This window comes from Burkholderia sp. 8Y (genome assembly GCF_902506145.1).
In the GTDB taxonomy this organism is placed as follows: domain Bacteria; phylum Pseudomonadota; class Gammaproteobacteria; order Burkholderiales; family Burkholderiaceae; genus Caballeronia.
Map to the genome: position 1 here is coordinate 2,630,332 of NZ_LR733520.1, position 20,558 is coordinate 2,650,889.

14 protein-coding genes are annotated in these 20,558 nt (G+C 62.8%); 10 read left to right on the forward strand and 4 right to left on the reverse strand.

Annotated features, from left to right (window positions below; genetic code table 11):
* Positions 1-67: 67 nt before the first annotated feature.
* Entirely contained in the window at positions 68-6,673 is a 6,606-nt protein-coding gene (locus GV035_RS22985; protein ID WP_159837203.1) for a DUF3320 domain-containing protein, read from the reverse strand.
* A gap of 1,083 nt (positions 6,674-7,756) precedes the next feature.
* Positions 7,757-9,043: an SGNH/GDSL hydrolase family protein gene (locus tag GV035_RS22990; RefSeq protein ID WP_159837204.1), complete on the reverse strand. Its 1,287-nt coding sequence runs from the start codon at positions 9,041-9,043 to the stop codon at positions 7,757-7,759.
* A gap of 143 nt (positions 9,044-9,186) precedes the next feature.
* Here GV035_RS22990 and GV035_RS22995 point away from each other — a divergent pair, with 143 nt between their 5' ends.
* Positions 9,187-10,344: a methyltransferase gene (locus GV035_RS22995; protein WP_159837205.1), complete on the forward strand. Its 1,158-nt coding sequence runs from the start codon at positions 9,187-9,189 to the stop codon at positions 10,342-10,344.
* A gap of 921 nt (positions 10,345-11,265) precedes the next feature.
* Here GV035_RS22995 and GV035_RS23000 read toward each other — a convergent pair.
* Positions 11,266-12,534, reverse strand: coding sequence for a TIGR03862 family flavoprotein (locus GV035_RS23000; RefSeq protein ID WP_159837206.1), 1,269 nt, complete (start codon positions 12,532-12,534; stop codon positions 11,266-11,268).
* Between the two features lie 178 nt (positions 12,535-12,712).
* Here GV035_RS23000 and GV035_RS23005 point away from each other — a divergent pair, with 178 nt between their 5' ends.
* Positions 12,713-14,206, forward strand: coding sequence for an MFS transporter (locus GV035_RS23005; protein WP_159837207.1), 1,494 nt, complete (start codon positions 12,713-12,715; stop codon positions 14,204-14,206).
* On the opposite strand, the gene GV035_RS23010 is transcribed toward GV035_RS23005, so the two are convergent.
* Positions 14,199-14,387, reverse strand: a complete 189-nt coding sequence (locus tag GV035_RS23010; RefSeq protein WP_159837208.1) for a hypothetical protein — start codon at positions 14,385-14,387, stop codon at positions 14,199-14,201. The two genes, GV035_RS23005 and GV035_RS23010, sit on opposite strands and share 8 nt — an antisense overlap.
* Positions 14,388-14,402: 15 nt before the next feature.
* Here GV035_RS23010 and paaA point away from each other — a divergent pair, with 15 nt between their 5' ends.
* From paaA to GV035_RS23050, 8 genes are all read left to right on the forward strand, one after another.
* The gene (gene paaA, locus GV035_RS23015; protein ID WP_159837209.1) at positions 14,403-15,404 is read left to right on the forward strand and encodes a 1,2-phenylacetyl-CoA epoxidase subunit PaaA; all 1,002 of its coding nucleotides are present in this window, start codon (positions 14,403-14,405) and stop codon (positions 15,402-15,404) included.
* Between the two features lie 16 nt (positions 15,405-15,420).
* A complete protein-coding gene (paaB, locus tag GV035_RS23020) occupies positions 15,421-15,705 on the forward strand; it encodes a 1,2-phenylacetyl-CoA epoxidase subunit PaaB (protein WP_159837210.1) in 285 nt (94 codons plus the stop codon).
* Between the two features lie 9 nt (positions 15,706-15,714).
* A complete protein-coding gene (gene paaC, locus GV035_RS23025) occupies positions 15,715-16,512 on the forward strand; it encodes a 1,2-phenylacetyl-CoA epoxidase subunit PaaC (protein ID WP_159837211.1) in 798 nt (265 codons plus the stop codon).
* 2 nt (positions 16,513-16,514) lie between these two features.
* Entirely contained in the window at positions 16,515-17,018 is a 504-nt protein-coding gene (paaD, locus tag GV035_RS23030; protein WP_159837212.1) for a 1,2-phenylacetyl-CoA epoxidase subunit PaaD, read from the forward strand.
* Positions 17,019-17,039: 21 nt separating this feature from the next.
* Positions 17,040-18,128 (forward strand): 1,2-phenylacetyl-CoA epoxidase subunit PaaE, encoded by a 1,089-nt coding sequence (gene paaE, locus GV035_RS23035; RefSeq protein WP_159837213.1) that lies wholly within the window; start codon positions 17,040-17,042, stop codon positions 18,126-18,128.
* A 96-nt stretch (positions 18,129-18,224) separates the two neighbouring features.
* The gene (locus tag GV035_RS23040; protein ID WP_159837214.1) at positions 18,225-19,025 is read left to right on the forward strand and encodes a DUF1835 domain-containing protein; all 801 of its coding nucleotides are present in this window, start codon (positions 18,225-18,227) and stop codon (positions 19,023-19,025) included.
* Between the two features lie 40 nt (positions 19,026-19,065).
* Complete coding sequence (locus GV035_RS23045; RefSeq protein WP_159837215.1) at positions 19,066-19,668, forward strand: TetR/AcrR family transcriptional regulator; 603 nt, start codon at positions 19,066-19,068, stop codon at positions 19,666-19,668.
* A gap of 194 nt (positions 19,669-19,862) precedes the next feature.
* Entirely contained in the window at positions 19,863-20,531 is a 669-nt protein-coding gene (locus tag GV035_RS23050) for a GNAT family N-acetyltransferase (protein WP_159837216.1), read from the forward strand.
* Positions 20,532-20,558: the final 27 nt, after the last annotated feature.

The window sequence follows — 20,558 nt, forward strand, 5'->3', positions numbered from 1 at the left end:
CATGTCGCGCAAACATAAGAGCAAGGGAGCCAAGGTGCAGCAGGAACATCGGAGTGCCTTTGATGAGTCAATCCGACATGTCGTCCCACACGCGTTGCAGTCTTTCCCGATTTGCAGCGCGCAGCTTTGACAGACCAAGCCTTTTAGTCATTGCAACCATGCCAGCCTCACGATTCGACTCGTGTGACTTGATTTCCTTTGCGAGTGCGCTAAGTTCCAAGCTTGAAACTTCATCGAGAACTCGGGCGCCGCCTTTGGGTGGCCGACGGAAGGACCATTCTTTCCCCGCGCTCCCTTTCTCCCGGAAGAAGAGTCCAACATCCTCATGGTCGCAGTCGAAGTGTCTTTTCGCCACCTCCACCACTCGGTCCAGAATGCGGCCTCCGGTGCGAGACCATCCATGCGCCCGAGCGATTCGGCGCGCGAGGACTTCGTCGCGGATTGGCGCTTCAATTGCCACCACATGGGCAAGCATTGACGCTAACTGCGGGTCGTAATCCTTGTCGAAGAAGCGTTCTGGTGAACATACATGCTCCGTCAAGTCGAAATCAGCCTCAATGAAGATTGCTGCCGAAGGTTCCGATTCAGTCAGCGACGTCGCCCGAGCGTATCTTGCGGAACCCGGAGCTCGTATCGTGTCCAACGCTTCGTCGCCATCTTCTTCATCAGCGTTGTCAACTTCCGTTGAGACCGCCCGCTCGAGTTCGTCTGGGCCAGATGCTCTCGCCGCCGCAATTACCTCTTCCGCGATGGCCGCAGCCTCCGTCTCGTTAAGGGCGCCTTGCTCGCGCTGACCAGCCAAGAGTGCCCGGAGTTGCGCATCGACTTTCTCGAGCGTGCCAGGCATGTCAATCCACCAATCGGTCGACCAGATGCGGACAATCTCCCATCCAAGACCGCGCAGGACTTGCTCTCGCAACTTATCGCGGTCGCGCGCGGTCGCGGACCGGTGGTAAGTCGCTCCATCACACTCAATGCCGGCGACATAGCGGCCCGGAGCATCCGGGTCAACGACGCCTAAATCGATACGGAAAGCGGACACGCCGACTTGGGGATGGACCGTCCAGCCGCGTTCGGCGAGTGCAACGCAAACTGCTTTCTCGAAGGGGCTGTCGAAATCGCCAATGCTGCCGGCGACCGCTTCACCGAGTGCCCTCGCACCTCGCTCAGCAAACTCGAGGAAGTGCTTGAGGTCGCGGACGCCGAGCGCTTGGGTTCGAGACAAGTCCATCTTCTCGGGCCTGAAGCTTCCGAAGACGCGCAACTCTTGACGGGCCCGCGTAATGGCGACGTTCAGACGCCGCTCACCACCCTGCTGATTCATCGGGCCAAAGTTCATTGGCATCGTGCCATCGACGCCCGGGCCGTAGGTAATAGAAAAGTACATGACGTCGCGCTCATCACCCTGCACGCTTTCGAGGTTCTTCACAAACACCGGTTCGAGCGCGGTATCGGCGAAGTGCTGCTCGATGGAAGGGTCCTTTCGGCGCTCAGCGTCCAATAGGTCCTCAATGAGTCGCTGCTGCTCAGCGTTGAATGTCACGACGCCAACGGTTTGCCCGCTTTCAGCGAATCCCGGAGACTTAAGACGACCGACGAGGTCTGCGACGAGGGCTTTTGCCTCAGGCTTGTTTGTACGGGAAGCCCCGCGCTCGTACTGTCCTCCGGTGGCCAGATGGAAACTCACAGCGCGGTCATCCGTGACCGGGCTCGGGAAGGTCACAAGGTCGCCACCGTAGTAGCGATAATTGGAGAAGGCGATAAGACTTTCGTGACGGCTGCGATAGTGCCATGACAGCTTCATCGTCGGCAGGTTCGCGCCGATACACTCTTCTAAGATACTTTCGAGTTCGGTTTCGATGTCGGTGTCGTCAACGTCAGATTCCGCGCGGTCGAAAAAGCTTGTCGGTGGAAGCTGTTTCGGGTCGCCGACCATAATCACTTGGCGGCCCCGCGCCATGGCGCCAATCGCGTCCCATACGGGAATTTGAGAGGCTTCGTCGAAGACCACCACATCGAAGTCGGACGTTTCTGCCGGCAAGTACTGAGCAATCGACAACGGGCTCATCAGCAAGCAGGGCGTGAGGCGCAGAATCGCGCTCGATGCCTTCGTCATCAATTCACGAAGTGGCAGGTGGCGCGTCTTCTTCTGCATCTCATAGCGCAGAAGCCCCCACTCGGACCCGTGCGAAACCCTCGCTGGCGACGGGAGTCCGGCCGAGAGCTGCGCTCTGACCCAAGCCTGGGTCAGAGCGATGAACTGCTCGTCCAATTCACGGAAATCCTGGATGCGCTTTTCGTGCTCCGCGGAGACGAAGGTCCGCAGAACTTCGTCGGCGTCAACGACGGCGTTAAGCCACCAGCGACAATAGTCTGTCTCAAAGACTTCCTTGACGCGGCCTCGCGCAACGATGCCCTGCTCAACGCCTGCAACCAACGGTGCCAGCCCGAGCGAGAGTGCTTGCTGGCGAACCTTGCGCCAAGCACACCACGCGTTCAAGCGGTTCGAGTTCTTCGGTACGTTCCCGGCACGTTCAGCGAGTTCTGCAGGCAACAGTGCCGCGAAGCTCGTATGCTCCGTTAGAGCGAGACCGCTCGCTGATGCGAACTTTGTGACTGCTTCCTCGAGCGACTTGAGCGCATCCGCATAGACCCTGCCAGTGCCAGCAACGATGCCTGATGGTTCGAGCAACACATTGCTGTCCCCAAGCAACAGACCCACCGGTCCCCTTACGGCCGAAAGGAGCTCGGGGGTTGCGGCGAGACTCGCGAGAGCCACAGCCAACGACTCAAAGAATTCCAGCGCAGGTTCGACGCCCTCAGTTTTTGTTCTAAGGCCATTCCAGAGACCAGACGTCTTCGTCGACAGGTCGGAGTGCTCTTCGAGGCGCGCGCGAAGCGACACGAGCTCGCGCATCTTCTTGATATCAGCGGCGGCAGTTGCTCCGGCACGTCCAGATGCAATAGTGGAGAAGCCGTCGTCGAGCCAATGGCTTTCAGCGCGCGCGGCCGCTAACGCACCTTGGAACGTCAGGTAGGCCTTCGCCACGCCGACTTCGGTCTGGAAGCCGCTCCAGATTCCGTCTGTCTCGGCCGTGAGCGGTGAGAGACGCTGGACAACCTGCTCAACCTGACGCAGTTCACGCATGCGCTCGAGGTCATCACGAGCCGCATCACCGCACTGGCCTCGGCTGACCGGGTCGAGACTGATATCCTCCCACGCCTCGCGTGCATGAACCCGAAGCAATGCGGCCTGAAACGCGAGGAGCGCGCGAACGACATCGATGTCCGTCTTCAAGCCGGCCCACGCATTAGACGTCGGCAACGACAGGTCGTCGAGAGCCTTGATTTGCTCGTTAAACGCGTCGATTCTCGCCAAGCGCTCTATGTCGCCTTCGATGTCGGGCTCGCTACCGCCAGTGGCAAGTTCCTTGAGCTTCTTGACAAGCGAGCGCTTGCGCATCATGCTCATCGGCCAGCTCGAATCCTTCAGTTCGCGGAGGTCAGATTGCAACTCGGCTACTGTTTTGCTCGGAATGCTCTCGTTGTAAGGCAGAGATAGTTGACCCGCGGTGTCAAGACGGCTGCGCAGCAACTCAATGCCCGTAGCCAGACGGCTTCTCAACGTCTCATTCCATGGCCGGGACAACTTGGCACTCAGTTCCGCGTCACGCTCCACCTGAGCGATGCCAAGTCGCAGGTCGTCGAGCGTCTGGTTGCTTTTGGGAGTCGACAGACCTGCGAGCAATTCACGATATCGCTCCAGCATCGGGACTGCTTGCCGGAGCGCGTCAGCTATCGACTTTGCGTCCGGACGCAACGCGAAACGCCAATCGTAGCCAGACGCCAAGGGCAGCGTTGCTGCGAGCATGCGCATTCCCTCACGCACTCGAGCGTCAAGTAGAAGCGCCGGAAGTCCGATTGCCGCGAGAAGGTCATCAGCGGCCTTCTCAAACGTGGCGACAACCTGTGGTACGGCTTGGGCAGCATCCAGCAAGGCTGACTGCCATAGAGGGGACCATTCCGTTTGAGCAATATGAGCCAGCGGCGTCGAATTAAGCTGCCCCTCGCCGAACGCCTTTGCGTTGATGTCGAGCAATTCCGCCGTTTCTCGCAGGGAGCGCATGCCATCGAGGTTATGCGCCTTTGAGGACGGCCACGACAATCGCAGTTCCGGCAGGTCATGGCCGCCGACCACTCGGCCGATGGCTTCATAGACACTCAGGCCGTTTTCATGGCGTTGGTGGAGCCGCTCGACATAGCCGTTCAGTTGCGAACGAATCGCCTCCAGTCGCTCGGCCTCGGCATGCCACTGTTCGGGGGCGAGCGCAGACGTTGCGTCCCACGAGGTACGGAGCTGCTCGAGCACCTCCGTCTTACGAGCTTTGCTCGAATGAAGTTCGAGACAGAAGCTTCCAAGACCCACATCAGCGAGACGCCGATAGACGACATCGAGCGCAGCCATTTTCTCGGAAACGAATAGCACCCGCTTCTTCTCAGCAAGGAACTGCGCAATGAGGTTGGAAATGGTCTGGCTCTTGCCGGTTCCAGGAGGTCCGATAAGGACAAAATCCTTGCCCTTGCTGCCGGCAACCACTGCGGACAACTGAGACGAATCGGCAGGCAGCGGACAGAAGGTTTCCTTGACCGGCAGCTCTCGGTCCAGCCGCCGTACGTCGGGGAATTCGACGCTCGTCTGGTACGAATCGCGCGGAGTATCAATAAGATGACGAACGACGGAATTCTGCTTGAGTTGCTCGGTGCGTTCGGTAAGGTCCCGCCACATCAGATACTTCGCGAACGAGAATGACGCGAGAACGACGTCTTCTACGACTTCCCAACCCTTGATGTCTTTGATTGCGTTCGAGACAGTCTTCCAGATGCCGGCTACGTCGAGTCCAGAGTCATCTTTCGGCAACTCTGTGTCACGAATACCCAACTCCAGTTCAAAATCTTGGCGCAGCATCTCGATGAGCGTCGGATTGAATCGTGGCTCATCGTCGTGCAGCCTGAGACTGAACCCGGAACGAGCGCTACGCCGCTCCAACGAGACGGGCACCAATATAAGAGGCGCGCGATATTTCTTGTCGTCTTTGTCGTCCCGGGTCCACGAGAGGAAACCTACGGCGAGGTAGAGTGTGTTTGACCCGCCCTCTTGAAGCGTCGTCCGAGAACTGCGGAATAGCTCGAGTAAGCGGTCATCCATCTCCTCTTGCGGAAGACCGATAAACACTTCCTTCCGCTTGAGTGCATCGAGCGCGTGTCGACGCCGAATGTTCTCGCGCTCGCGAGCTTCATGAACCGCCTGACTTCGCGGGTCCGCGCCGTCCATCAGGTCCGGACGGGTGAGAAGCTTGAGCGCTTGGCCCTCCGCGAGAATGTCTTCCAGCAGCCCCGGCTCGGGGGCATCCAGTTTGACCGATTTCTTGCCGGCTTTAAAGCTTAGCAGGTTGTTCCGAAGGGACAGGTCGAGCAGCTTCCGCTGCCAGCGAGTAAGCCGGTCTTCTGGACGCTCGAGGTCGCCGTCGACCTCGGTGTCCCCGAAAGTCGTAGGAAGGTCGGGAGCCTCTTCCCAGGTGGGCGTGCGATTCTCGCTCGAATCTTCGTCCGAAGCACCGCGCACGACCACCTGCTCACTTGCCAGCGGCTTAATGCGCTGCAGACGCGCGCGATGGATGTCCACCGCTAGTTCGAACTTGCCTTCGGAACCTTCCGCGATGCGTTCCTCGCCCTTTTCCGCCGCGAAACTAAACTTTGGGAGGGGCCGCTGCGCAAGATACGTGGACTCGAATAAGACCATCTCCTTAAGCTTCACGCGCTTCCTAAGCGCGGTGATGTCGTCAACGACCGTCGTGGAGAATTCCTCCGGTTTCAGCCAGACGCCCGGGAACGCATGCCCTTCCTGGAAAACGACGAGCGGATTAAGGCCAGCTTGCTCGAGCGCAGCACAAGCGAAAAGAGCCAGGTCGAGACAGGTTCCAAGCTTCGATTCTGCGATATGGCCGGGAGCGCGCACTTTCTGGCCGTTGTATTCAAAGCTCGCCGGCGGCACCGCGTAATCGATGCCCATGGCACCAATGGCGTTCCAGATGGCCGAAGCTAGTTCCCAGGCGCGCTTAGGTCCATCCTGATAGCCATTGATGGCCCCGGGCTTCCCGGCGCCGCGTAGAACTTCCGCCGCTTGTTTGAGGACACGCTCGATGGCCGGTTCGTTCGGCTGAACGAATGCTGCCACCATATCGGGAAGCGAAGATAGACCGCTCCATTGGTTTCGAGGGAGTAGTTCAACAATCGCCTCGGCCAAAGCCAATTCCGCTGGCTCGTCATTGCCATCGATAAGGCGGAACGTGACAACCGCCTTCTCGGACTCCGTCAGTCGTCCCAGTAGCGGCCCGTCCAGCCCAAGGTCGATGTCCGAGAGCCGAACCGTCTGACCCGACGCCAACTGGTCGATATGCCAGGTCTTGGGTTTCAAGAACGGCGGCTCTGAGCCGACCGTCAGTCGCAACGACTTGTAGTCGCTACTCGTCCCGTTGACGAGCGACAACTCGCGAATCACCGGGACGGCGTTCTGAAAGTCGGCGAGATTGACCTTGGTGGCAAGCGTTGTCTTGATTTCGACGCAGCTCGGCTCTTCCGGCTGAACTGCCGGCTCGATTGCTACTGTATCCATCTGGCCCCGAATCCCTAACTCTTGTACTTAATTAGATTGTGTCTTTCTTAGCAGCCGGGTCATTTTGCAAGCAAAGGGCAATTTCATCGGCAATTCGGCTCACCGAAGGCCGACCGGGCATTTCGCGCCTGCACCGGAACGAGAACGCGCGCGAGCTTCCCATCGCTTTCAAGCCACGCAACGCTGATTCTTCGACCAGTGTCGGCCGGCACAGAGATGGTAACGCTGATTCCGCGTCCCCTCCAACGGGTGCTTAGCGCTGACTTGACCTGCCTGAGTTCTTCGGACCGTTTTAATCTTGGAGAACGGCCTCGATTGCTTCAGTTGAACAATACCGCTGCTTGAACTCGTCGGGCGTCAGGTAGGCCAGGCTTGAATGCGGCCGGATGGCAGTCCGAAGATCCCCCGCTTTCCTCCGTAGATCGTATGCGGTATTAATCCGGCTTTCGCCGGGCTATCCCCCACTACAGGACACGTTCCGATGTATTACTCACCCGTTCGCCACTCGCCACCAGGGTTACCCCCGTGCTGCCGTTCGACTTGCATGTGTAAGGCATGCCGCCAGCGTTCAATCTGAGCCAGGATCAAACTCTTCAGTTCAAACCCTGTTACTGTTTTCGGTTCCGTTAGAAACCGGTCGCTCACTCAACGTACTGACGATGATTTATTCCATCCTAAGATGAAAAAACCTTCCTCTGATACTTCGTGTGAGACTCTTGATACTGTTGCTTTTGCCGCAGCGCCTAAGCACCACAACCGCACTCGCCATCAAGCGCCCACACTTATCGGCTGTTAGTTTTTAAAGAGCAATCCGCCAAGACTTCCTGCTTCGCCGCACCGAGCACCTCGCTCAGCACCGCTTCGTCTTGCGTCGCTGCATCAGCAGCAGAGAAACGAGATTATGAAGAATCTTTTTCTCCTTGTCAACGGCTTTTTTCGCTTTCGCTTCCAAAACTGTGGACTTCGGAGGCCGCTTTGTTTCTTTCGCGGCGCTCATCTTGCGACGAGGAGCGGAATTCTAGGTCAAGCAAACGCCAATGACAAGCTGATGACGCAAGTTTTTTTGCTGTGCTCCCGCGACTCCTATTTCGCCGTGCCTAGCACGGCGTCCACCGGGACGGTCGACGCCATCGCCGCATAGCCCGCGTCGCTCGGATGAATGTGGTCGCCGCTGTCGTAGCGCCGTTGCAGCACGCTCGGCCGAGCCGGATCGCGGAGCGCCTGATCGAAGTCGATCACACCATCGAACGCCCGGCTCGCGCGGATCGAAGCGTTGACCGCCGTGCGGATGGCCTCCCGCTCGGGCGGCAGCGACGCCGGCGTAAGCGTCGCGCCGTAGATCTTGAGCCCGCGCTGATGCGCCTGCGCGATGAGCCGTTGGTACCCGCGCAGCAGCGCGTCCGCGTTCACCTCGGTATGCGGTGCATCGCAGTCTAGGCCGCCATGCGCGGGCATCGCGGCGAAATTGATGTCGTTGATGCCGATCAGCACGAGGACCGCGCGCACGCCCGGCTGCCGCAGCGCGTCGCGATCGAATCGGCTCACGAGCGCCTCGCCGTAGCACGGCGAATTGCTCAGCAGCCGGTTTCCGCTGATGCCGACATTGATGACCGCCGCCTGCCCGCCGCTTTTCTCGGCGATCTGACGTGCAAGAGCGTCGGGCCAGCGTCGATTGGCGTTCATGGTCGAGCGCATGCCGTCCGTGATTGAATCGCCGATCGCGACAACTGCTCGCGCGGAAGGGTTCTCCACGGAAAGGTTGGTCAGCCACGCGTACTGCGTGAAACGAGTCCGGAAGGCGGCGGGCGAGGCGTCGTCTGTGCGATCGCCCGGCGTCGAAACGTAGTTGACCTGGCTCGCCACGCGATGCCACGCCGCCAGCCTCTGATTCGCCCCCATGAACATGCTGACCGCGAGCGGCTGACCGGCGGCGACCCCGAACGCGACCGGATCGCTCGTGGCTTGCGCGCCCGGCGCGACCGTCACCGTCTTGCTGCCGCCGAACAGCACGGGTCGACTGCTGCCGCCCTGGATCGCCGGACTGCTGCCGCTCACGGCGCGCGCCACCGTCATTGATTCGACGACGAGCGGCTCCGCGCCATACACGTTGCTGATGCGCAAGCGCATTTGCTTGCCCGCGATCTGCGGGTAGATCAATTGCCGAACGGTTCGGCCGCCGACTTCCGGCGCGCGATAAAGCGGCGGCACATTCGCGAGCTGCGGAATCGACTGGAGCGCCGTGCCCCAGGCGCTGACCCAATGGTCGTTCGCGGGCGATTCGGCCGTCCCGGCGGCGAACGCGAGCGATGCGGCGGTGAACGGAAAAGCAAGCGCGGTCGCGCAGAGTGCGGCGAGAACCTTGGATTTCATTCGGCGATGGCGTTCGGAAAAGTCCAAATTGTGCACGAACGATTGACCGACCGCGACGCCGAATGAAGAACAAAGCGCGCACCGCCGTCCCGCCAGCACCGAATGGCCTCACAATGCAGCCAATTCTTCCTGGACGTACGTATATGCAACCCGAAAGCTCCACGCCGCAACTCCATTGGGACGAGGACGGCGAAAGCCGCTCTGCTCGCTGGCGCTCCGAAAGCGGCAATCAGCCGCCCAAGCGCGTCGTCATCGGCCACGATCAGATGACGGCCGATCACGCCTACCGCCTCGCCTGCGAAGGCACGGCCATCCTCTGGCGTGGCGATTTTCAGAACGCGCGCCAGTTATTACAGGCGATGGCACGCCGGATCGATAACAAGCCGCGCAAGGCGAAGAAAGCGGCGTCGGACAAGGACAAACCGACGTCCCCGGTCGATGCGTTCAACATGCACCGTCTCGCCCAATCGCAGCGCGCACGCACGCTCGCGATGCTCGTGCTTCCGCTCGACGAGCAGTACGCCATCCCGCTGCGCCGCGCGCCCGACGTGCGCGAAGCCTGCGAGGAAGCGTATGGCCCGCCGCAGGAAGCATCGGTTGTGTCGTTGCGCGAGGTGCTCGGTCTGGTCGGCGCCCACGAGTGGCGCAAGAAGGGCGTCGAAATTAAGGCGACAGGCGGCCGGATCCATCCGTACTACGGCGTCTTTTCGCCGGTGCGCGGCGAATACGTCGATCTGATCGCGAATCAGCCGTTACCGTCGACATCGCTCGCGTTCGACGTGGGCACCGGCACCGGCGTGCTCGCGGCGGTGCTGGCGCGGCGCGGCGTCGAGCGCATCGTGGCGACGGACGTCGATCCGCGCGCCCTTGCTTGCGCACGCGAGAACATCGCGCGGCTCGGCCTCGGCAAGCAGGTTCAGGTCGTGGAGGCGAATCTCTTTCCGGAAGGACGCGCGCCGCTCGTCGTCTGCAATCCGCCGTGGCTGCCCGCCCGCCCGAGCGCGGCGATCGAGCACGCGATCTACGACCCCGAAAGCCGCATGTTGCGCGGTTTCCTCGATGGTCTCGCCGCCCACCTGACGCCGGGCGGCGAAGGCTGGCTGATCCTGTCCGATTTCGCCGAACATCTCGGCCTGCGCACGCGCGCGCAGCTTCAGCAATGGATCGACGCAGCGGGGCTGAAGGTGGATGGCCGCATCGACGTGAGGCCGCATCATCCGCGTGCGGCGGACAAGTCGGACCCGCTGCACGCCGCGCGGTCGGCGGAAGTGACGTCGCTTTGGCGGCTGGTCGCCGGTTGAGGATTGCGGGTTGGCTGCTTGGCGTCTGGTAACGCGTGAGCGTCGGGCTTCGCCGCTTCGCGTGCAACGCGTTTGGCGCGTTTGGCGCGTTTGGCGCGTTGCCGCGACGCTTGGGGCTTGGCCCGGCGACGTCTGGCCTATATGGCCCGTCGCCGGATGACGCCTGAGGGTAAGAACTTGGCCGCTTCGCGTTTGGCGCGCGTGGCTCGTCGCCCTGCGACGCGCCGGAGCGAGACGCGCGGCTGCTTCGTGTTTGGAGCATGCAGCTTGTCGCCGCGCGACGCCTGGGACCTGGACTTGTGCGTTTGGGCGTTGGGCGTTGGGCGTTTGGCGTTTCGCGCTTGGCGCATGGCGCTTGTCGCCGAATCACGACGAGGCGTGGGCTTTGGCCGCTTCGCGTTGGGCACATGAGGCTCGTCGCAGCGCGACGTCTGGGGCGTGGACTTGTCTGTTTGGCGTTTCGCGCTTGGAAAATGAGCCTCGTCACCGCGTCAGGCCGCGGGGCACCGGCTTCTGCCAGTTCGCGTTCGGCGCTTGGCGCATGACGCTCGTCGCCGAATCACGACGAGGCGTGCGCTTCGGCCGCTTCGCGTTGGGCGCATGCGGCTCGTCGCAGCGCGACGCCCTGCGCTTCACGCTTGGCCGCTTCGCGTTTAGCTTCCTACGCCTCGATGCGTGGCTCGGTCACTTGGCCAATTCACATTTGCCGCGTTCGGCGCGTTCGGCGCGTTCGGCGCGTGCGGATAGTCGCCGCGCGACGCCTGCGGCGTGGACTTAGCCGCGTGACGTCTGACCCATGCGGCCCGTCACCGTGCGAAGCTTCAGGTTTGGCCGCTCGGCGCTCGCTATTTGTGGATAGACGCTCGACGCGTCACATCCGGCGTTCGTTACGCGCAGGGTGCCGCACGTCCGGTGCCCACGCTAACGCCCACCTCGCTCGCCGAGCCAAGCCAGCGCCCCTTCCCCCGCGACAAGCCCGCTCGCGAAGCACGCCGTCAACAGATAGCCGCCCGTCGGCGCTTCCCAGTCGAGCATTTCGCCCGCGCAGAACACGCCCGGCAGCACGGTGAGCATCGAACGGTCATCGAGCGATTCGAACGCCACGCCGCCCGCGCTGCTGATCACTTCCGCGATCGGACGCGCGCGCCGCACGCGCACCGGCAGCGCCTTGATGCGCGCGGCGAGCGTGTCGAGATCGGCGAATTCGTCCTTCGTGAGACATTCGCGCAGCAGACCGGCCTTCGCGCCCGCCAGATGCAGCCGGCTTTGGAGATGGCTCGACAACGAGCGCGCGCCGCGCGGATGCAATACCTCCGCGCGGACGCGCTCGGCGGAAAGCTGCGGCGCGAGATCGAGCAGAACGCGCGTGCCGGCGTCGCCACGTTCCAATAGGCGATCTCGAATCTGCGCGGACAGCGCGTAGATCAGACTGCCCTCGATGCCATGCTCCGTCAGCAGGCATTCCCCGACGCGCCAGTCGACCGAGCCGTCTGCCCGCTCGAGCCCGATTGCAACGGACTTGAGCGGCTCCCCAGCGAAGCGTTCGCGAAAATGCGCCGACCAGTCCACGTCGAAGCCGCAGTTCGACGGCAGGAACGGCCGCACATCGACGCCGCGCGCCGCCAGATGCGTGACCGCGCGACCGTCCGAGCCGAGCTGCGGCCAGCTCGCGCCGCCGACCGCGAGCACGAGCGCGTCGTGACGGACGCGCTTTTCGCCGTCGGGCGTCGCGAAGCGGGACTCGGACACGCCCGCGTCCGTCCAGCCCAGCCAGCGATGCCGCATATGCAGCCGCACACCCGACGCGCGCAGCCGATGCAGCCACGCGCGCAGCATCGGCGCGGCTTTCATGTCCGTCGGAAACACGCGGCCCGAGCTGCCGACAAATGTTTCCACGCCCAGCCCGTGCACCCACTCGCGCAGCGCGGCGGCATCGAAGCGCGCGAGCAGCGGCGCAACCTCCGCGCGACGCTTGCCGTAGCGGGCGATGAACGCGTCGGCAGGCTCCGAATGCGTCAGGTTCATGCCGCCCTTGCCGGCCATCAGGAACTTGCGCCCGACTGACGGCATCGCGTCGAACACATCGACGCTCGCGCCGCCGGCCGCCAGCGCCTCGGCCGCCATGAGTCCGGCCGGTCCGCCGCCGACGACCGCCACGTGCACGGATTCGATGTTTTCGACTGAGGTCATGCTAGGTAGCGAGAAAACGAGGAGCGACATTGTCGCATCGCGTTCAATGGCTGGCCGACGAAGACGCGCGCCCGACCGTAAGTCATTAAATAACAAAAAAGAATTTGGTGAGCGCCCGCCACCGGGCTACGATCCGGCGATTCGTTGCCTCGGCAAATTTTCACGGTTCCATCCCATCATGTCCGTTTCCATCGCGCCCGAGCGAACACCTTCCCGGACCGGCGCCGCCGATGCGCGGCCCATCATCCGCAGCGCCGCCGACGTCTCCAATCTCGTCAATCGCGGCGCGGCCATCGGCAGCGATGCGCGCATCGTCGTTGCGATCGCGCTCGGCGGCATCTTTCTCGATGCCTACGATCTCGGCGCGCTCGCGTTCGGCGTCAAGGACATCGCCCGCGAGTTTTCGCTGACGCCGACTGGAACCGGTTTCGTCGCCTCGGCGATCACCTTTGGCGCGATCATCGGCGCGTTCTTCGGCGGCTATCTGACGGACAAGATCGGCCGCTACCGCGTCTTCATGGCCGACATGTTCTTCTTCGTCGTGGCGGCGATCGCCTGCGCGCTCGCCCCGAACGCGTGGGTGCTGGGCGGAGCGCGCTTCGTGATGGGACTGGGCGTCGGCATCGACTTGCCGGTCGCGATGGCCTTTCTCGCCGAATTCTCGCGGCTGCAGGGTCGTGGCAACAAAGCCGCGCGTGTCGCGATGTGGTGCCCGACGTGGTACGCCGCGATCAGCATCTCGTACTTGCTCGTGCTCGGTCTGTACGCGGCGCTGCCTGCGCACGACGCGGGCTGGCTCTGGCGGCTGATTCTCGGCTTCGGCGCGGTGCCCGCCATCGCGATCATCGTGATCCGCAGCCGCTACATGAGCGAATCGCCCGTCTGGGCCGCGAATCAGGGCGATCTGGCGGGCGCGGCGGCGATCCTGAAACGCTCTTATGGCGTCGATGCCCGCGTCGATGCTCGCGTCGATCCGGACGCGCTGAGCGCATCGAAAGCCGCCAAGCCGCGTGGCGCGACGTGGAGCAACTACGGCGCGCTGCTGCGCGGCGTGTACCGTCGGCGCACGGTGCTGGCGACGGTCATCGCGATTGCATCATCGTTCGCGTACAACGCGGTGGCGTTCGGTCTGCCGGTCATCATTTCGAGCTTCCTCGCGCAGTCGATGCTGACGACGATCCTCGCCTCGCTCGCGCTGAATCTCTGCTTCGCGTTCGCCGGCGGGCTGTTCGCGGTCCGCACCGTGCCGAAGTTCGGCGCGTGGAAGCTGACGGTCGTCGGGTACGCGTTCCAGCTCCTGGCGCTGATCGGGCTGGCCGTCGTCGGCAAGCCGGCGACGGGCGTGCAAGTCGTCATCGCGATTGCTTTGCTCGCTGCGTTCCTGCTCGGGCAAGGCGTCGGGCCGGGCTCGCACAGCATGACGTTCGCGTCGCTCAGCTATCCGACATCGCTGCGCGGCGTGGGCGTCGGCTTCAATCAGACGCTAATGCGCGCCAGTTCCACGGTTTCCCTCTTTCTGTTTCCGGTGCTGTCGGCGGCGCTCGGAACGAAAGTGTTCTGGATCATCGCGGTTGCGCCGCTTGCCGGACTCGTCGCGCTGATGGCCGTGCGCTGGGAGCCGTCGGGCTACGACGTGGATGCCGAAGATTTCGCGGGACAACGCGTCAGGTAAAGGCGCTCAGACGGAAAGTTTGCCGTTCATAAAAGCGGTGCGGCCCGTAAGCGGGCGGCACCGCTTTTTTCTTGGCGCTCCGGTTTCCACCGTCCGCCTCGGGAAAAACCCGCTCATCGCGAAAAATGCGATTCACCGACCGTCCGGTCGGTTTATAATCGCCGCACAGCGACTTTTTCAAGAGCGAGTGTCCGACATGTACACCCAATCTCTCGACCTCCCCGGTCAGCCGGCCGCGCCTGACGCGCCCGCCGATGCCTCCTCGCAGCAGCAACGCTTCGACGCGATCATGCAGGCCGACGGCAAGATCGAGCCGCAGGACTGGATGCCCGAGGCGTACCGCAAGACTTTGGTGCGGCAGATTTCGCAGCACGCGCATTCGGAAATCATCGGCATGCAGCCGGAGGGCAACTGGATCAGCCGCGCGCCGAGCCTCAAGCGCAAGGCGATCCTGCTCGCGAAGGTGCAGGACGAAGGCGGCCACGGTCTCTATTTATATAGCGCCGCCGAAACGCTCGGCGTCTCGCGCGATCAATTGGTCGCCGCGCTGCACGCGGGCAAGGCCAAATACTCGAGCATCTTCAACTATCCGACGCCCACGTGGGCCGACGTCGGCGTGATCGGCTGGCTCGTCGACGGCGCCGCGATCATGAACCAGATTCCGCTCTGCCGCTGCACTTACGGGCCGTACGCGCGCGCGATGATCCGCATCTGCAAGGAAGAGTCGTTCCATCAGCGCCAGGGCTTCGACGCGTTGCTCGCGATGATGAAAGGCACGCAAGCGCAAAAGGACCTCGTGCAGCAGGCCGTGAACCGCTGGTGGTGGCCCGTGCTGATGATGTTCGGCCCGAGCGACAAGGATTCGATTCACAGCGGGCAGTCGTTCACGTGGGGCATCAAGCGCATTTCGAACGACGACCTGCGCCAGAAGTTCGTGGATGCCACCGTCGAGCAAGCCAAGATTCTCGGCGTGACGCTGCCCGATCCCGACCTCAAGTGGAATGCGGCGCGCGGCGCGCACGACTACGGCGAGATCGACTGGGACGAATTCTGGCGCGTCGTCAACGGCGACGGTCCCTGCAACAAGGAGCGTCTCGCCACGCGCGTGAAGGCGCACGACGAGGGCGCATGGGTCCGCGAAGCCGCGCTCGCCTATGCCGAAAAACAAAAGGCGCGCGCGCAGAAGCAAGCCGCCTGAACGGGAGACATCGAAAATGAGCAAGGAATGGCCGATCTGGGAAGTCTTCGTGCGCAGCAAGCAGGGACTGGATCACAAGCATTGCGGCAGTCTGCACGCCGCCGACGCGGCGACCGCGCTGCGCATGGCGCGCGATGTCTACACGCGCCGCCAGGAAGGCGTGAGCATCTGGGTGGTGCCGTCGTCGGCGATCACGGCGTCGGACCCGGCGGACAAGGGCGAATTCTTCGAACCGGCAGGCGACAAGATTTATCGGCATCCGACGTTCTTCGTGCTGCCCGACGAAATCAACCATATGTGAGCGCGCGACATGAGCACCGAACATCTCGCCTATGTGCTGCGCCTCGCCGATAACGCGCTGATCCTCGGTCAGCGCAACGCCGAATGGTGCAGCCACGGTCCCGCGCTGGAAGAGGACATTGCGCTGGCCAACATCAGCCTCGATCTGATCGGACAGGCGCGGCTGCTGTATTCGCACGCGGCCACGCTCGACGGCGAACTGAACGGCGTGACGAGGACCGAAGACGACTACGCCTATTTCCGCACGGAACGCGAGTTCGCCAATTACACGCTGGTCGAACTGCCGCATTTCGGGCCGCTCGCGGGCACGGCGCGCACCGAGCGCGATTACGCCGTGACGATCGTGCGCAACTTCCTGTACTCGGCGTTCATGGCGCACGTCTGGACCGCGCTTCAGGCTTCGTCGGACGCGCAACTCGCGGCCATCGCGGCGAAATCGATCAAGGAAACGCGCTATCACGTGCACCACGCCCGCGACTGGCTCGTGCGTTTTGGCGACGGCACCGAGGAATCGCATCGGCGGGCGCAGGCGGCGCTCGACTATCTGATGCCGTACACGCGCGAGTTCTTCCACGCGGACGCCGTCGAACGCGCGGTGGCGGAAGCCGGCATCGCGCCGCTCGCAAGCGATCTGGAACCCGAATGGCGCGACGATGTGCAATCCGCGCTCGATGAAGCCACGCTGCAAGCGCCCGCCGAGGTCAAGCACGTCAGCACGGGCAAGCTCGGCGAGCATTCGGAGCACATGGGCTATCTGCTCGCGGAAATGCAAAGCCTCGCGCGGCAGCATCCGGGCGCGAGCTGGTAAGCATGGACGCGACGATAGAACGCGCGTGGTCCGTGCTCGAAGCCGTGCCGGACCCTGAAATTCCGGTGGTGTCGATCCGCGAACTGGGCATCTTGCGCGACGTGCGTCACGGCGACGACGGCGTGCTCGAAGTCGTCATCACGCCGACGTACTCCGGCTGCCCGGCGATGTCGCAGATCGCGGAGGACATCGCCGAGGCCATCGACCGCGCGCAGCTCGGCGCGCATCGCGTGCAAACGGTGCTTGCGCCGGCGTGGACCACCGACTGGATCACCGACGAAGCGCGCGACAAGCTGCGCCGCTACGGCATCGCGCCGCCGACAGGCACATGCAGCAGCACGGAAAAGCCTATGCGCTTCGTGCCCTACAAGAAGGAAGTCATCGCCTGTCCGCGCTGCGGCTCCACGCACACGGAAAGGCTCGCGCAATTCGGCTCGACAGCGTGCAAGGCGCTCTATCGGTGTCTCGATTGCCGCGAGCCGTTCGATTACTTCAAGCCGTACTGACCTCTCCACGAGACGACTCTTATGGCGACTCCGCAATTCCATCCGCTGCGTATCCGCGACGTGCGCCCCGAGACGGCCGACGCGGTCACGGTTTCCTTCGACGTGCCGCCGGACCTGCGCGACGCGTTTCGCTTCACGCAGGGCCAGTTTGTGACGCTGAAAACGCATATCGACGGCGAAGAAACGCGCCGCTCGTATTCCATCTGCGTCGGCGTGACCGACTACGACCGCGACGGCGAACTGCGCATCGGCATCAAACGCGTGCGCGGCGGGCGCTTTTCGAACTTCGCGTTCGATACGCTGAAACCCGGCCACGAAATCGAGGTGATGACGCCCGATGGACGCTTCTTCACGCATCTGAACGCGGACCACGCGAAGCATTACGTGGCGTTCTCCGGCGGCTCGGGCATCACGCCGGTGCTGGCGATCATCAAGACCACGCTCGACATGGAGCCGACGAGCCGTTTCACGCTCGTCTACGGCAATCGCAGCGTGGACGCGATCATGTTCGCCGAGGAACTCGAAGACCTGAAGAACCGCTACATGAGCCGGTTCTCGCTGTATCACGTGCTCTCCGACGATCTGCAGGACGTCGAACTCTTTAACGGCGTGCTCGATCAGGCCAAGTGCAAGGCGTTTCTCGAATCGCTGTTGCCGCCCGGCGAGATCGACGAAGCCTTCATCTGCGGCCCCGGCCCGATGATGGATGCCGCCGAAGCCGCGCTGAAGGAATCGGGCGTCGCGCGCGAGCGCATTCACGTCGAACGATTCGGCACGCCGTTGCCGCAGGCGGGCGCGCCGCAGATTGAGATCACGGAAAGCACGCCCGCGGCGGATCTCGAACTCGTCATCGACGGGAAAAAGCGCAAGCTGCGCCTGCCGTACGAAGGCGTGAGCGTGCTCGATGTCGGCCTGAAGGCAGGGCTCGCGCTGCCGTACGCGTGCAAGGGCGGCGTCTGCTGCACGTGTCGCGCGAAAGTGCTCGAAGGCGAAGTCAAAATGGACAAGAACTACACGCTGGAACAGCACGAAATCGACGACGGCTTCGTGCTGACGTGCCAGTGTCATCCGGTGAGCGAGCGCGTGGTCGTGAGCTTCGACGAACGCTGATTTCGCGCGCCAACCCACACCGGCGCATATCGGGATTGGCTAAACTGGGGATCGCTCTTGCGGGCGGTCCTTCGTCTTTCCGTCAAGCCGATACCCATGAATACGATTCACGTCACCAACGGCGATTGCGCGGCCGACGCTCTCACGAACGCGCTGCGGCTCGCGGAACGCACGGAAGAAGTCATCGCGCTGCGCGACGATCTCGCCGTCGGGCCGCTGCGGGATATCGACGAGTCGCCTGTCGCTCGCGCGGCCTTCTGGCGTCAGGTATCGAATTCGCCTGCGGATGTCGAGGAGCAGCTTGAGAGCCAGCTCGCGCTGCTCGGGCGGCTTGCGCGCGGCGAAGGTCAGCTCGTCGTGTGGCACGGCCAAAGCGCGGCGGATCAGCTCACGCTTCGCCGCGTGGCGTATCACCTGCGCAATGCGCCCCAGCGTCTGAACGAAGCGAAACTGAAGTTCGACGACCTCGCCATCGAAGCGCCGGACGCGCATTCCGAAACCGTGCGCCGGCCCGACGGCGCGACGTCCGTCGGCATGTTCTCCCCCCGTCAACTGCTTGCGAAGCTGCCAACCGCTGCGCCGATTTCGGTGCTGCGTATCAGCCGGCTCGCACTCGAACGGCAGGAGGCGAAGCATTCGAGCGCGGAAAACCGTCGCCTGCGCGACAACATGCTCGTGTCCGGAACGTGGCTGGATGTCGATGAAACGCTGCTCGAACTCGCGTCTTCGGAATGGCAGCCAGCAACGCGCATCGCCGCGGGCGCCATGGCGCGGCGCTTCGATTTCCTGCTGAGCGACTCTGTGGCGTTCTGGCGCTGCCGGGAACTGGTCACGGCGGGCCAGCTTAGAATACGCGGCACGCCGTCGGAAATGGCTCACGCCGAATTGCGACGCTAACCAATAAGTTTGAATAAGCCGAAAGAACGCTTCGAAGCCCATGGCCCGTACCAAAGCGCCTGACCACGACACTCAACGCGAACAGATTCTCGAACTCGCCGCCGCCAAATTTGCCCAGACGAGCTACCCGAGCACGTCGATGTCGGACCTCGCCGCCGCGAGCGGCACCTCGAAGGCGCGGCTCTATCACTATTACGCGAGCAAGGAAGCGATCCTCTTCGATCTGCTGGACCGCTACACGAAGCGGCTCATGCTGATCATCGCGGAAGTGGAAGGCGCGAGCCAGCGGCGCGGCCTGGGCGAGCGGGAAGCCTTCGCGGAACTCGTGCGCGCGTTTCTCGCGGAATACGAGACATCGCACAGCCGGCACGTCGCGCTTCTGAACGACGTGAAGTATCTGGAAGACACGCAGCGCCAGATCGTGCTCGACCGCCAGCGGGATATCGTCGCGGCGTTCACGCGCCAGTTGGCGCGCGCCTACCCCGAGCGCGTGACGAGGGAAAACCAGACCGCGCTGACGATGATGGTCTTCGGCATGATCAACTGGACGTTCACGTGGCTTAAGCCGGGCGGCAAGCTGGGGTATCGCGATTTCGCGGAGCAGGTCGTGCAGATGATCGAGCACGGACTCGCAGCCGAATAGCGGCGTGCTGCGGTGCGTCACTATGACCGTGGCGCGCTGACAGGCGCGTAAGCCTTTGAATTCGCGGGCTTTGTCTGAGCAATCGACGCACTAGAACGTCTCCTCCACCACTTTTAAGGGTTTTCCCGTACGCGTTTTTCCTGGAAGCGATAAAATTCGTTTTGCTTTGCAGCATACGAACAAGGAGAAACACCGTGGAACTGACCTTTAACCGCACCGCCCAGCAGATCGTCGCGCCTGACCGGCCGCTGGCGGACGCCGCGCGCTTGCCGGTTCTCGTCCGCGAGTTGTCCTCCGCCGACCGCGCACGGCTGCTCACCCATTTTCTCGCGCTCGATGAAGACGACCGGCTCCTGCGCTTCGGCCAGATCGTGCCGGATCACGTCATCGAAAACTACGTGCAGAACCTGAACTTCACCAATGACACCGTGTTCGGCGTGTTCGGCAATTCGCTGGAACTGCTGGGCGTCGGTCATCTGGCGTATCTACCGGCCGAAGGCGACAAGCGCACTGCCGAGTTCGGCGTTTCCGTGCTGGAAAGCGCGCGCGGTCGTGGCATCGGTACCAAGCTGTTCGAGCGCGCCGCCATGCGCAGCCGCAATACGCACGTTTCCGTGCTGTACATGCACTGCCTGTCGCGCAACGCGAGAATGATGCACATTGCGCGCAAGTCGGGCATGAAGATCGAATACGCATACGGCGAAGCCGACGCTTATCTTTCGCTCGCGCCCGCCGACCAGACAAGCATCGTGGCCGAAATGCTGCAGGAACAAGCCGCCGTGTTCGATTACGCGATCAAGCGCCAGGCGCATCGCGCATCACAGGTTTTCCGGGCGTTCATGCCGACGGCGGACGCGGCCTGAATCATCAACAGCGCGCGGTTTGCGCTG